This is a genomic window from Rhodococcus aetherivorans (genome assembly GCF_011058165.1).
GTDB classification, from domain to species: Bacteria; Actinomycetota; Actinomycetes; order Mycobacteriales; family Mycobacteriaceae; genus Rhodococcus; species Rhodococcus aetherivorans.
In genome coordinates this window covers 36,897-50,524 of sequence record NZ_JAALEG010000006.1, presented here as the reverse complement: position 1 = coordinate 50,524, position 13,628 = coordinate 36,897, and the positions used below count along the sequence as shown (strand labels likewise).

The window sequence follows — 13,628 nt, the reverse complement described above, 5'->3', positions numbered from 1 at the left end:
GTCCCGTTTCGTCCGTTCGGGACGGTTCGCGCGTTATGGTCGTGCGCATGGGTCACCGGATCACGAGACGATCACTTGCGGCAGGAATGCTCGGGGCCGGAACCCTGGCGGCGCTGGCGGCCGCTCCCGCCGCCGCGCAGGCCCCCGGCGAGTGCGTGCGCAACGTCGGCGGCGCCGTCACCGTGAACGGCACGCCGCAGGCGCCGCCGGTGGTCGGGTACGACGGCCTGCGCCTCCTCGGAGTCGATGGGGGAGCGGGGAACTCGTGCATCACGAACGTGGGTCCGGGCGGCGTGTCGGTGACCGTCCCGCCGCGCCCGGCCGCCGGTGCGGCCGGTGAATCCTCCGGCGCGCCCGTCGAGATGCGCGTGGACGGCGGTAACGGCAACGTCGCGGTCACCAACCTCGGCGTCGGCACGGTCACCGTCGACCGCGACCGCACTCTCGCCGGGCCGTCGCCGTCCCCGGAGCGGCCGGCGGCGTCCCCGCTCGCGGGCCTCACCCCCGAACTCACGCTCGACGCCGGCACCGACGGCGTCTACGTGACGAACATCGGCGCCGGCAACGTGACGATCGCGGACCACGATCCGACCGTCGGACCGCTGCCGGCGGAGCTGCTGCCTCCCGGTGTCGTGGTCACGGATCCGTTGACCGGCAACGTCTTCGTCACCAACATCGGCGGCTCGGCGGTGACCGTCGTGGACCGTCCTGGGCAGCTGCAGCGCGTGGTGGACCGCGGCACGGTGGGGACGGCGGTCGACTACGGGGCGGGGAACGTGTTCGTCACCAACATCGGCGGAGGAGTGGTGACCGTCCTGCGCGAGTAAAGATGCTCTCCCATCCCGTTCATCTTTGTGTCATATTTCTTAGGCATCATTTCGTGACGGAGTCGAGATCGGCAGGAGACCTCAGGGGGCCGTGGTGGGGTTGAGAAGTGCGTTGACGCTGGTGGCGGTCGCCGCGGCGACCGTGGTGGGGTCGGTTGCGACGGCGCCCGCGGTCCAGGCCGACCCGGCCGGATGCCCGAAGCTACAGGTCGTCGCCGTGCCCGGCACGTGGGAAACCTCGAATACTCCCGATCCTCAGCGGGGCAACGGCATGCTCGCCGCGGTCACCTCCGGCCTTCCCGCCGGCACCCGGGTGGACTACGTCCGGTACGCCGCGACGGCGTTCCCGTGGGAGGGTGAAGTCTACGGTGCCTCGCGGCAGGAGGCCGTCGACAACGCCCGTGGCATCGTCGCCGCCACCGCGGCCGCGTGCCCCGGCGCCCGGTTCGCCCTCGTCGGCTACAGCCAGGGCGCCGACGCGGCCGGCGATCTCGCCGCCGAGATCGGCACGGGCTTCGGCGTGGTCCCGCCGCATCGGCTCGCCGCGGTCGGCCTGCTCTCCGACCCGCGCCGTTCCGAGGCGGACATCCTGGTCGGCCCGCCCGTCGCGGGCAACGGCGCCGGCGGGCCCCGCATCGGCGGGTTCGGGTTCGTCAGCGGCGATGTCCGCACCTTCTGCGCCGTGGGTGACCTGTACTGCTCGACGCCCAAGGACGATTTCGTCACCCGCGCCGCCGGATTCCTCGCGATGGCCTCCGGCGGCGACCCGTCCGCCGTCGACCGGTACCGCGCCGAGGCCGACGCCATCTACCTGGACCTGATGAACGCGGGCGGTCTGCCCATCCTGCAGTCCCAGCTCACCGAGCAGGCCAACGACGAACGCGAGATCAAGCTCCGGCAGTTCTACGAGTCGCAGATCCACCAGGACTACTCCAACTACGCGGTCGACGTGAGCGGCACCTCGGCGACGACGTGGCTGCGGAACTGGCTGGCTTCCAAGGTCTGACGCCGGCCGGTCCGCGAGCCGCGTCGTGCGCGCACGGTGATGCCGCGCGCGGCGGGCAGGGCGGCGCCTGGAGCGCCGCTACAGCGGGCGATCGGATCCTCGATCCCGGTGTTCGTCGGCCGGCGCCTTCAGCAGCCGGTCCAGTTCGTTCCCGGCCTCGTCGTACCCGGCGTCGGAGATCCGTTGCAGCTCGCGCAGGTCGCCGGCCGCGGCCGCGCGCCGAGTGAGCAGGAACCCGGCGCGCACGGATCCCTCGTCCAACAGCTCGTTCAGCTCCCCGAGGTCACCGGCTGCGTCGGCGAGGTCGGCCAGCCGGTCCAGAGCGGTCTCGTTGCCCGCATCGGCCAGTTCGCGCAGGGTCTCCCGATCGAAGTTCGTGTTCGCCATGACTCCATCGTGCAACCCTGCCCCAGGGGAAAGGTCAAGTGGGACGATGGCCGGGTGATCACCATCGGGCAGCTGGCCGGGTACGTGGGTGTGTCGATCAAGACCGTCCGCGTCTATCACGACAAGGGGCTGCTCCCCGAGCCGAACCGCGATGCGTCCGGCTACCGGCGGTACGGCGCGAACGACGCCATCGACCTGATCAAGATCCGGACGCTCGCCGAAGCCGGCGTCCCTCTGGCCCGTATCCGTGATCTGAGATCAGCGACCGACGAGGAGTTCCAGCAGGCGCTGCGCGAGATCGACGACGAGCTCACCGCCCGCATCCGTGGCCTGCGGGCAACGCAAGGGCGCCTGCGTCAGCTCGCCGCCGGGCATCTGACACCGCTGCCCCCCGAGGTCGGTACCCATCTGGAGCGCCTGGATCGTTGGGGCTTCACGCCTCGATGGGTGGAGCTGCAACGCGACCTGTGGATCCTCGTGTTCGCCACCCACCCGGACCGCGCGATCGCACTGTTTCACGACCAAGCCGAGATCCTGGCCGACCCGGCGCTGCGGCAACTCTTCCTCGACTACGACCACGCGCACGACCTCGACGCCGACGATCCCCGCATCGACGACCTCGCCCGCCGGATCACCGGGGCGACCCGGGAACGCTACGGCAGGGACGAACTACCGGAGCTGGATGAAGCCTCCGATATCGCCGCACTCATCCAGGGCGCGGTCAACGCCTCGTCCCCGGCATGGCAGCGACTCGACACGCTCATCCGCACAGAACTGGACCCGTGAGTCGACGTTGCGGACAACGGTGAATCCGTCGGCGGTCGCCGCGCAACGACAGGGCAAACGTCGCGGGATGCGGTGCTCGTGGAAAGTGCTGCTGCACAAGCTGATCTGCGTTCTCGCTGGTTCCCCTGTGCCAGGGTGGGTGTGGCTCGCAGGAGTAGACGGGTATGCCGGTGTCGGCGGTGAATTCGTGGTGACGGGCGGAGATGTCCGACAGATCGCTATAGGCTCGCACCGGGCTTTCCGAAAACCAGTGGTACGTCTCCAGCTACGAGAGGACCATGATGGGCTACATCGCCGTCGGCACCGAGAATTCCACCCCGATCGAGCTCTACTACGAGGACCACGGTTCCGGGCAACCGGTGGTCCTCATCCACGGCTATCCGCTGAGCGGCACGTCGTGGGAGAAGCAGACCGCCGCATTGCTCGAGGCCGGCTACCGCGTCATCACCTACGACCGTCGGGGCTTCGGACGCTCGAGCAAGCCGACGATCGGCTACGACTACGACACCTTCGCCGCGGACCTCCACACCGTCCTGTCCACCCTCGATCTGCGGGACGTGGTTCTCGTCGGTTTCTCCATGGGCACCGGTGAGGTCGGCCGCTATCTGGGGACTCACGGCTCGGAGCGGGTGGCGAAGGCGGCCTTCCTCGGCTCCCTCGAACCGTTCCTGCTGCGCACCGACGACAATCCGACCGGTGTACCCCGGGAGGTCTTCGACGGACTGCGGGCCGCGGTCGAGGCGGATCGGTACGCCTTCTTCACGGACTTCTTCCGGAACTTCTTCAACACCGACGACTACCTCGGCACCCGGCTGAGCGAGGAGGCTCTGCGAGCCAGCTGGCAGGTGGCCGCGGGGGCCTCACCGTACGCGTCGGTCGCCGCCCAGCCCACCTGGCTCACCGACTTCCGCGAGGACATCCCGAAGATCGACGTGCCGGCACTGATCGTCCACGGCACCGCCGACAACATCCTGCCCATCGACGCCACCGCTCGGGAGTTCGCCAAGCGCCTGCCCGCCGCCGACTACGTCGAGATCGAAGGCGCCCCGCACGGGCTGCTGTGGACGCACGGCGAAGAGGTCAACGCGGCCCTGCTCGAGTTCCTCGCCAAGTAGAACGCCGTGCGGGGCTGCGCCGGCCGGTGCAGCCCCGCACGGCGCTCATCGGTCCGGCTCGAAGCGTGCGCCGAATCGCATCGCCGGCGGGGCGAGCCGGCTGATCCACTGCCGGGCCTTCGCTTCCGGCATCACGGTGACCAGGGCTCGGTTGTGCCGCACCGCGGCGACGATCGCCTCACCGACCTTCTGCGGTGGGTAGCTTCGGGTGCGATACAGCGCCGTGACCCGCTCGCGGAGCTTGCGCTGCTCCCGGACGCCGAGTCCCACCATCTCGGCGCTGGGAACCAGGTTGGTGCCCACCAGCCCCGGACAGATCGCGCTCACGCCGATCCCGTGGCCCATCAGTTCCGCCCGCAGGCAGTCCGTGAACATCAGTACCGCGGCCTTGCTCGTCGAGTAGGCGACGAGGCTTTTCTGTGGGGTGAACGCGGCCGCCGACGCGACGTTCACGATGTGCCCGCCGGTGCCGCGCTCGAGCATCTGGTCCCCGAACGCCCGGCACCCGTACACCACACCCCAGAAGTTGACGTCCATGACGTGCTCGAACGTCTCCTGCGGTGTGCCGGTGAAGGTGCCGATCACGGCGATGCCGGCGTTGTTGACGAGCACGTCCGGCACGCCGTGCTGGGAGCGGACCGTCGCGGCGAACCGCCGCACCTGCTCCTCGTCGGCGACGTCGAGTTCGTACGCGTGCGCGCCACCGCCGTACACCGCTCGGGAGCCGCCGGCCTGGGGGTCGGGCGTGTTGAGCATCTCGGCGGTCTCGCGGGCGGTGTCGAGGTTGCGGTCGGCGACCACGACGATCGCCCCCACGTCGGAGAAGGCCCGGGCCGTCGCACGGCCGATGCCGCTGCCCGCCCCGGTGACCACGGCGAGCGTCCCGGTCAGGTCGTGCAGGCGCTGATGTACCACTGTCCCTGCGCGCCATCGGCGCATCTCCGCGATCCGCGATCCCATGGGTTACATCTTCCTCGCCCGGGCCGCTCGTGCACGGCAAGCGCGCGCGGTACCGTCGAGAGATGACGGAACTGCGCGTGGTGGCGACCATTCCGGCGAAGCCCGGGTCGGAGGATGCGGTGCGCGGCGCGCTGGTGGCGCTGGCCGCCGCGAGTCGCGACGAGGACGGCTGCGTCTCGTACGAGTTGTTCGAATCCGCCTCGGCGCCCGGCACGTTCGTCACGGTCGAGGTCTGGACGGGTCAGGAGGCGTTCGATGCGCACATGACCTCCCGGCACATCACGTCCGCCTTGGCGACCGTGGGGGAGCATCTCGCGGCCGCCCCGGTGATCCATCCGCTCACGGTCGTGGCCTAGCGGCTCGACCGGTCCGATCTCACCCGTTCTCGACGTCGGTGGACGGGCCCTCCTCGGTGGCGCCGCCTTCCCCGGACCACTCGGCGGGGTCGGACAGGACGTCGTCGTCGGCGCCCGGGGCTCCGCTGTCGGTGTCGGCGGTTGCCGGGTCACCGTCGCCGTCGGGTCTGGTCATGTCGCCTCCTGTGGCAATCGTGTCGGGCCGGGCCGTTCGGGCCCCGGCCCGTATGCGTTCGGTGTACCCGTTCGGCACGCGAGTACGCCTGCCGGTGCCGCACCGGAACGCGGCCGATGCGGCACCGGGCCGGTTCGCGGCCGGGGTCCTACAGCGAGTGCTTGCCCTCCGGAGCAGGCGGGACGATCGGCGCGCCCGCGGCGGGGGAAGTGACGGCGGGCCCACCCCCGGCGGCGCCGGGCGCCGTGTTGCCGCCACCCGGGAGGTGGGCCTTCTCGGCGGCCTTCTTCGCCAGGTCGCCGGCCTTCTCCTGCACCTGCGGTGCCTTCTCCTGCACGGTCGCCCTCGCTTCGGTGACCTTCTGCTGCACGGCAGGCTTGTTCCACAGTTGCGCGGACTGATCCCGCATCTTCTCGTAGGTGTCGCGCCCGGCTCTGGTACCCAGCACGAAGCCCACGGCGGCGCCGGCGGCGAAGGTCAGAACTCTCATCATGGCAATCTCCTGCTCGTCGAATCTCGGTCGTGAGGCCCGGCATCGTCGACGCCGGCCAGCGGTCGCCCCCGACGGATACTCACCGCCCGGTCGGCTGCGCCCTCGCGGAGCCTGCGTCGTCGCGGCTCCGCCCACCTCGTACCGATACCCGGATCCCGTCCGCTTCACACCGGTTGCGACGAACTACCGGCATCCGTCCGGATTCAGACGCGGAGCATGTCGCGCACATGCCCGGTCTCGTTGACCGATGCGGCCCGCCGGGCGCCGTTACGGGAGACGAGGATGCGGGTCACCGACGTGTACTCGATGGGGAACATCAGCGGCCGGTCGAGCCCGAGCAGATCCTGGAGCAGAACGTTGATGACGCCCCCGTGGGCGAACACGGCGACGGTGTCCCCGTGGTCGCAGGTGTCGACGATGTGCTGCGTGGCGGCGAGAACGCGGGTGCGGAATTCCTCCGCATCCACGAAATCGGGCAGCTGACCGGCGCGGATGCGCGCCACGGCATCCGGCGCGAGTTCCTGCGCGACGTGGAACGGGATGTAGTGGTCGAGGTGGTAGTCGTACTCCGCCAGGCCCTCGAGCTGCGTGATCGGTAGTCCCCGGATCTCGGCGAGCGGCGCCGCGGTCTCGAGGGCGCGGCGCTGCGGACTGCTGAACAGCCGCGCGATGCGGTAGGGCTCGAGCGCGGTGGGCAGCCGCGCGGCCTGTGCGTGGCCCTCGTCGGTCAGCGACGGGTCGGCGCGTCCCTCGCTGACCCGCGCGAGCTCGGGTAGGGCGTGGCGAATAAGGAGAAGCTGCACGTCACCACGATCCCACGGCGACCGAACGCGCGCTCGGTCGACCCGGTGTTTCACGTGAAACCGGGGCCTCAGCGTCGAGCGCGCGGCTTGGCGAGGGGGAATGCGAGGGACTCGCGGATGCTGCCGCCGGTGACCAGCATGACGATCCGGTCCACGCCCATGCCGAGGCCGCCCGTGGGCGGCATGGCGTGCTCGAGTGCCTGCAGGAAGTCCTCGTCGAGCTCCATGGCCTCCTCGTCGCCGCCCGCGGCGAGCAGCGACTGCTCGGTGAGCCGGGCACGCTGATCGATCGGGTCGGTCAGCTCGCTGTAGGCCGTCCCCAGCTCGATACCCCACGCGACGAGGTCCCATTTGGCGGCGACGAGCGATTTCGTCGGGTGCGGGCGCGTGAGCGGGGAGACCGATGTGGGGAAGTCGGTGTAGAAGGTGGGGAACTCGGTGCGGGATTCGACGAGATGCTCGTACATCTCCTGCGCCGTCGCGCCGGCGTCCCACTCGGGGTTGTACGGGATCTCGTGCTCGTCGCACAGCCGGCGCAACTCCTCGACGGGGGTCTGCGCGTCGATCTCGGTGCCGAGTGCCTCCGAGACCGCCCCGTGGAACGTCTTCACCGGCCACTCGCCGGAGATGTCGATCTCGACGGGCCGCCCGTCGGGGCCGGGCCGGACGATCACCTCGCGTCCGTGGGCCGCGACGGCCGCGGCCTGGATCAACTCGCGCGCCAGCACCCGCATGACCTCGTAGTTCGCGTGTGCCTCGTAGGCCTCGAGGATCGTGAACTCCGGGTTGTGCTTGAAATCCGCGCCCTCGTTGCGGAACACCCGGCCGATCTCGAAGACCCGTTCCATACCCGCCACGCACAGGCGCTTGAGGTACAGCTCGGGTGCGATCCGCAGGTACAGGTCCAGGTCGTAGGCGTTGATGTGGGTGGTGAACGGTGCGGCGTTGGCGCCGCCGTGCACGGGCTGCAGGATCGGTGTCTCCACCTCGAGGTAGCCGCGGGCCTGCAGCTGCTCGCGCAGCGACCGCACCACCGCGCTGCGGGCCGTGAGCAACCGGCGCGCGGTGCGGTTGATCGCGAGGTCCACGTACCGTTGGCGTACCCGCGCCTCGGGATCGGTCAGGCCCCGCCACTTGTCGGGCAGCGGGTGCAGGCACTTGCCGTCCAGCCGCCAGTCCTCCGCGAGCACCGAGAGCTCGCCGCTGCGGCTGCGGCCCGTCACCCCGCTCACCTCGACGAGGTCGCCGAGGTCGAACACGAAGCGGCGGCCGCCGACGCGGCCGCGGTCGACGAGGATCTGCACATCGCCCGACCAGTCCCGCAGCACCGCGAACAGCACGCCGCCGAAGTCCCGGAGCCGCAGGATGCGGCCGGCGATCCGCACCGCGGTGCCCTCGGGTGCGGCGACGGCCGTCGCGGCGGTGTGCGACGGGGGGTTCGCCACCGGGTACGGGTCGACGCCCGACTCCACGAGTCGCTCGAGCTTCGTCATCCGCACCCGCACCTGCTCCGGCCGCCGGGGACCGGTGCGCGACTCCGGTGCCGGCTCGACGTCGGGGGCGGCACCGTCGTCGTGCAGGGTGCCGGACTCGACGAGCGCCGGGGGAGCGGACGTCTGCGTCCCGGTGTGGCGGCGGGCGCTTCGTTCCCGGCCGAAGCTGGGCAGCGTGAGGAAGCCTTCGGCGATCGCCGACGCGATCCCGACCCGGGGCAGCACCCTGTTGTCCGCGAAGCACAGGAACCGCGGCGCCCACTCGGGCTGATACTTCACGTTCGACCGGTACAGCGCCTCGAGCTGCCACCAGCGGGAGAAGAACACGAGCACCGAACGCCACAGCCGCAGCACCGGACCGGCGCCGATCCGTGCGCCCTCCTCGAACACCGAGCGGAACACCGCGAAGTTCAACGAGATCCGCGTGATCCCGAACTCGCCGCCGCGGGCGGCGAGCTCCGACACCATCATCTCCACGACACCGTTGGGCGCCTGCGGGTTCCGGCGCATCAGATCGAGCGACACGCCGTCGGCCCCCCACGGCACCAGCGACAGGATCGCCACCACCTCGTCGTGGGACATCGCCTCCACGAGCAGGCAGTTCCCGTCGAGCGGGTCGCCGAGGCGCCCGAGGGCCATCGAGAATCCGCGCTCGGTCTCGGTGTCCCGCCATTCGTCCGCGCGTCGCATCGCCAGTGTCATCTCCGCCTCGGGGACGTCCCGATGCCGGCGGATGCGCACCGTCACCCCCTGCTTGTGGGCACGCGAGACGGCCTGGCGCACGGGCCGCATCTCCCGGCCGGAGAGCGAGAATCCGGCGGTGTGGAGGATGGCCTCGTCGCCGAGTTGCAGTACCGACAGACCGGCCCGGCGGTAGGCGGTGGCGCCGGCCTCGCTCGCACCCATCACGGCCGGCGCCCAGCCGTAACCCCGAGCGAGCGCGAGCCACTCGTCGATCGCGTGCGGCCACGCCTCCGGATTGCCGACGGGGTCACCGCTGGCGAGGCACACCCCGACCTCCACGCGGTAGGTCACCGCGGCCTTACCGCTGGGCGCGAAGACGACCGCCTTGTCGCGGCGGGTCGCGAAGTAGCCCAGCGAATCGTCGCCGCCACGCTCGAGCAGGCCCCGGATCGCGGATTCGTCGCTCCCGGTCAGTGCGTTGGTCGCCCGTTGCGACCGGAACAGCACGATCACCGCCGCGATCAGCGCCAGCGCCCCCAGCAGGCCGAGCAGGGTGTTGACGAATCCGTGTGGGCGCCCGCTGAACTGGTCGTTGTCGAGCAGGGACAGGGCGGTCACCCGGTTGACCGCCCACAGCAACCGCTCGTCGGACGGCAGGGTGCCGGGGAACAGTTCCACGAGCCCCCACCCGATCAGGGTGCCGACGGCGAGCCCGGCGACGAGGACGCCCAGCGATTTCCACACCGCCCCGCGACGAACCCGCGTGTAGAACTCCGGATACGCCGCGAGCAGGAGCCCGACCGCCGCGACCTGCAGCACCAGACCGATCGCCGCGTCGATGCTGCGGTCCGACACCGCCACGAATCCGTTGTAGATCGCGAATCCGGCCAGGTACACCGTGAGGATCCACCACGCGATCCGCTTGCGGCTCGCCAGTGCCGCCGCGAGCAGGCCGAGCACCAGCGCGTACGACAGGCTGGTGTCGGGCGCGTCGAACAGGTACGTGTCCACGTATTCCCGTGGCGTATGGACGAAGTAGCGCAGGGTGGGGGAGATCGACCACAGCGCCACCGCGACGGCGAAGATCCCGAGGGTCAGGCCCACCACGTGCGGGACCGAGTTCAGGCGGCCGCGGGGCCGGGCAGGCAGGTGGGGGTGCGCCGCAGGTGCCGCAGCAACGTCCGCTGACATGCGTCGACGGTAGCGCCGCCCGGGACGTCGTGCTGCTCGGAACCGGGATTTGGTTACGAATCCGTCGTGCCGGACGTCCGGCGGCGCTGCTCGGACCGCCCCGCTTCGTCCCGCGCGAGTGGCTTCACGGTTCGAAGCGGTATCCCATTCCCGGTTCGGTGAGCAGGTGGCGAGGGTGCGCAGGATCGGGTTCGAGTTTGCGGCGCAGCTGCGTGAGATACACCCGCAGGTAATGGGTCTGGGTCGTGTAGGACGGCCCCCACACCTCTTCGAGCAGTTCCCGTTGGCCGACGAGCTTGCCGCGGTTGCGCACCAGCATCTCGAGCATCCCCCACTCGGTGGGGGTCAGGTGCACCGGTGCACCGTCGCGGGTGACCTTCTTCGCGACGAGGTCGACGGTGAAGTCGTCGGCGTCGATCGTCGGTTCGGTCGTGTCCGAGGTGGTGCCGGCCCGGCGGACCGCGGCGCGGATGCGGGCGAGGAACTCCTCCATCCCGAACGGCTTCGTGACGTAGTCGTCGGCTCCGGTATCGAGGGCGGCCACCTTGTCGAGGGCGTCGGTGCGTGCCGAGAGGACGATGACGGGGGCCGTGCACCAGCCGCGCAGCCCGGCGAGCACTTTGATCCCGTCGAGGTCGGGCAGGCCCAGGTCGAGGACGATCACATCGGGATGCTGCTGGGCGGCGGCACGGAGGGCGGAGCGTCCGTCGCCGGCGGTGATCACCTCGTACCCGCGTGCGGCGAGGTTGATGCGCAACGCACGCAGGATCTGTGGTTCGTCGTCGACGACGAGGATGCGGGTCATCGCGGCACCCTGGCCGGCGCGGCGGCGAGCTCGACCACCATGGTCGTCCCGCCACCGGGTGTCTCGGTGGCGGTGACGGTCCCGCCCATCGCTTCGGCGAATCCGCGGGCGACGGTCAACCCGAGCCCCGCCCCGCGGCTGCTGCGGTGGTCCCCGGCGCGGGGAAAGGCGGCGAAGACGTTGCCGGTGTCGCCGGGTGCGAGTCCGGGACCGCAGTCCGCGATGGTGACGGTGGTGCGGTCACCGGAGGTGCCGGCGCCGACGCGGATCGGACCGGTGGGTGCGTAGCGCAGGGCATTGTCGAGAAGATTGGCCAGGACCCGTTCGAGCAGCCCGCTGTCCGCGCCGACCACGGTGTCGTCGACGTCGACCTCGATGCGTTCGCGAACGTTGCGGGCGGTGTCCGAACCGCCGCTCGAAAGCGTGACCATGGCCCGGTGCACCACCTCGTCGAGGTAGACCGGCTGCAGGACGGGCGTGATCACCCCGGCCGCGAGCCGGGAGGAGTCGAGCAGGTTCGACACCAGGCCGGTGAGCTGGTCGGTGGATTCCTCGATGGTCGCGAGCAGCTCCGCGGTGTCCTCGGGGGAGAAGGCGACATCGGTGCTGCGCAGGCTCGACACCGCGGCCTTGACGGCAGCGAGCGGGGTGCGCAGGTCGTGGCTCACCGCCGACAGCAACAGCCGCCGCAGGCGGTCGGTCTCGGCCAGGGCCGACGCCTGGGCGGCCTCGGCGGCGAGTTCCTGCTGCCGGACCAGTCCGGCGGCCTGTCCGGCCACCGCGGTGAGGATCCGGCGGTCGCGGGCGCGCAGCTGCGGACCACCGAGCAGGAGGGCGTACGCGCTGTCGTCGACCTCGCAGACGGTGTCGGCGGCCTGCATCGACGTCGGTGGCGCCGACCCGGCCGTCCCCAGGACCTGTGCCGGCTCCCGGTCGGTGCGGACGAGGCTGACGCCGTGCTGGGCGTAGGTTTCCCGGACCTTCTCGAGCAGCCGGGGCAGGTCCGCACCCCGCAGGACCGCGCCGGCGAACAGCGCGAGCAGTTCGGCCTCCTGGGACGCGAGCCGGGACTCGCGGGCCCGGGCCGCGGCGGCATCGACCAGTGCGGCGACCGCCACGGCGACGACGAGCAGCACCACGGTGGTGACGAAATTGGCCGGCTCGGCGATGGTGAAGCTGTAGCGCGGCTCGGTGAAGAAGAAGTTCAACAGCAGGGCCGACAGCAGGGCCGCGACGATCGCCGGACCGATTCCGCCGAACAGCGCGACGGCGAGCACGACGACGAAATACAGCGTGTGCTGGCCCTCGAAGCCCGTGAAGTGGTCGATCAGCGCCATCACGCCGGTGGCGACGACGGGGATGACGAACGCCGCGATCCAGGATTGCAGTCGCCGCTCGTGGCGGCCCAGCAACGCCATCCTCGGCCCACGGGCGGTGTGCTCGTGGGTCACCATGTGCACGTCGATCTTGCCGGAGTCGCGGACGACCGCCGCCCCGATGCCCTCGTCGAGGATGCGTGCCCACCGCGGGCGCCGGGACGTGCCGAGCACCAGCTGGGTGGCGTTCACCTCCCGCGCGAAGTCGAGCAGCGTGGTGGGCACGTCGTCGCCGACGACGCTGTGCAGGCTTGCCCCCAGGCTCGCCGCCAGAGTCCGGACCTTCCCCATCTGCGGCGCCGAGACGCCGGTGAGCCCGTCGCCGCGGACGACGTGCACGACCATCAGTTCCGCACTCGCCTTGGCGGCGATGCGGCTGGCCCGGCGCACCAACGTCTCCGATTCGGGCCCACCGGTGACGGCGACGACGACCCGCTCGCGGGCCTCCCAGGTGTCGGTGATGGCGTGTTCGCCGCGGTACTTGGCGAGCGCGAGGTCGACCTGGTCGGCGAGCCAGAGCAGGGCGATCTCGCGCAGGGCGGTCAGGTTGCCCTCCCGAAAGTAGTTGCGCAGCGCGGCATCGACCTTCTCGGGCGCATACACGTTCCCGTGCGCCAGGCGCCGCTGCAGGGCCTGCGGGGTGATGTCCACCAGCTCCACCTGGTCGGCGCGGCGCACGACGTCGTCGGGGACGGTCTCGCGCTGCACCACGCCGGTGATCTGTTCGACCACGTCGTTGAGGGACTCGAGATGCTGGATGTTCACCGTCGACAGCACGTCGATTCCCGCGTCGAGCAGCTCCTCGACGTCCTGCCACCGTTTCGCGTGGCGGCTGCCGGGAACGTTGGTGTGGGCGAGCTCGTCGACCAGGGCGACGGCCGGCCGGCGGGCCAGCACGGCATCGAGGTCCAGTTCCTCGAACACCGCGTCCCGGTAGCCGATCCGTCGGGGCGGGACGGTCTCCAGGCCGGCCAGTTGTTCGGCGGTGCGGGCACGACCGTGCGTGTTCACGATCGCCACCACCACGTCACCGCCCCGGGCGATCCGCCGATGGGCCTCGCCCAGCATGGCGAACGTCTTGCCCGCGCCGGGGGCGGCACCGAGGTAGATCCGCAGCCGCCCCCGGCGCGACGCCTCGGGGGCGGCGGTGCGTGCAGTACCGGTCACGACG

At 70.9% G+C, this 13,628-nt stretch carries 13 protein-coding genes; 5 read left to right on the top strand and 8 right to left on the bottom strand.

The features are described from left to right. The first annotated feature begins 47 nt into the window (after nucleotides 1-47). Nucleotides 48-827 carry a YncE family protein gene (locus G6039_RS04115; protein ID WP_231385978.1) on the top strand — a complete coding sequence of 260 codons (780 nt, stop codon included), beginning with the start codon at nucleotides 48-50 and terminating at the stop codon, nucleotides 825-827. Nucleotides 828-918: 91 nt separating this feature from the next. Beyond that, the gene (locus G6039_RS04110; RefSeq protein WP_006942159.1) at nucleotides 919-1,833 is read left to right on the top strand and encodes a cutinase family protein; all 915 of its coding nucleotides are present in this window, start codon (nucleotides 919-921) and stop codon (nucleotides 1,831-1,833) included. 78 nt (nucleotides 1,834-1,911) lie between these two features. On the opposite strand, the gene G6039_RS04105 is transcribed toward G6039_RS04110, so the two are convergent. Next, nucleotides 1,912-2,220 carry a hypothetical protein gene (locus G6039_RS04105; protein ID WP_006942158.1) on the bottom strand — a complete coding sequence of 103 codons (309 nt, stop codon included), beginning with the start codon at nucleotides 2,218-2,220 and terminating at the stop codon, nucleotides 1,912-1,914. Between the two features lie 54 nt (nucleotides 2,221-2,274). Between G6039_RS04105 and G6039_RS04100 the strand changes: the two genes are divergently transcribed. Together G6039_RS04100 and G6039_RS04095 are read left to right on the top strand one after the other, a co-directional pair. Then, on the top strand, nucleotides 2,275-3,006 hold the full coding sequence (locus G6039_RS04100; RefSeq protein ID WP_043799070.1) for a MerR family transcriptional regulator: 732 nt from the start codon (nucleotides 2,275-2,277) through the stop codon (nucleotides 3,004-3,006). Between the two features lie 281 nt (nucleotides 3,007-3,287). After that, complete coding sequence (locus tag G6039_RS04095) at nucleotides 3,288-4,121, top strand: alpha/beta fold hydrolase (RefSeq protein ID WP_152104012.1); 834 nt, start codon at nucleotides 3,288-3,290, stop codon at nucleotides 4,119-4,121. Nucleotides 4,122-4,166: 45 nt separating this feature from the next. On the opposite strand, the gene G6039_RS04090 is transcribed toward G6039_RS04095, so the two are convergent. After that, nucleotides 4,167-5,081, bottom strand: a complete 915-nt coding sequence (locus G6039_RS04090) for an SDR family NAD(P)-dependent oxidoreductase (RefSeq protein ID WP_006942155.1) — start codon at nucleotides 5,079-5,081, stop codon at nucleotides 4,167-4,169. 62 nt (nucleotides 5,082-5,143) lie between these two features. Between G6039_RS04090 and G6039_RS04085 the strand changes: the two genes are divergently transcribed. Further along, on the top strand, nucleotides 5,144-5,437 hold the full coding sequence (locus G6039_RS04085) for a putative quinol monooxygenase (protein WP_006942149.1): 294 nt from the start codon (nucleotides 5,144-5,146) through the stop codon (nucleotides 5,435-5,437). 19 nt (nucleotides 5,438-5,456) lie between these two features. Here G6039_RS04085 and G6039_RS04080 read toward each other — a convergent pair whose 3' ends face one another. The 6 genes from G6039_RS04080 to G6039_RS04055 form a co-directional block, all read right to left on the bottom strand. Continuing rightward, nucleotides 5,457-5,612: a hypothetical protein gene (locus tag G6039_RS04080; RefSeq protein WP_006942148.1), complete on the bottom strand. Its 156-nt coding sequence runs from the start codon at nucleotides 5,610-5,612 to the stop codon at nucleotides 5,457-5,459. A gap of 148 nt (nucleotides 5,613-5,760) precedes the next feature. Next, the gene (locus G6039_RS04075) at nucleotides 5,761-6,105 is read right to left on the bottom strand and encodes a YtxH domain-containing protein (protein WP_029546834.1); all 345 of its coding nucleotides are present in this window, start codon (nucleotides 6,103-6,105) and stop codon (nucleotides 5,761-5,763) included. Nucleotides 6,106-6,308: 203 nt separating this feature from the next. Then, nucleotides 6,309-6,908, bottom strand: coding sequence for a histidine phosphatase family protein (locus tag G6039_RS04070; protein ID WP_006942144.1), 600 nt, complete (start codon nucleotides 6,906-6,908; stop codon nucleotides 6,309-6,311). Nucleotides 6,909-6,976: 68 nt separating this feature from the next. Next, complete coding sequence (lysX, locus tag G6039_RS04065) at nucleotides 6,977-10,276, bottom strand: bifunctional lysylphosphatidylglycerol synthetase/lysine--tRNA ligase LysX (protein ID WP_037201279.1); 3,300 nt, start codon at nucleotides 10,274-10,276, stop codon at nucleotides 6,977-6,979. 124 nt (nucleotides 10,277-10,400) lie between these two features. After that, a complete protein-coding gene (locus G6039_RS04060; protein ID WP_043802869.1) occupies nucleotides 10,401-11,081 on the bottom strand; it encodes a response regulator in 681 nt (226 codons plus the stop codon). Next, nucleotides 11,078-13,624 carry a sensor histidine kinase gene (locus G6039_RS04055; protein ID WP_043802867.1) on the bottom strand — a complete coding sequence of 849 codons (2,547 nt, stop codon included), beginning with the start codon at nucleotides 13,622-13,624 and terminating at the stop codon, nucleotides 11,078-11,080. Before G6039_RS04055 ends, G6039_RS04060 begins: the two co-directional genes overlap by 4 nt. Nucleotides 13,625-13,628 lie beyond the last annotated feature (4 nt).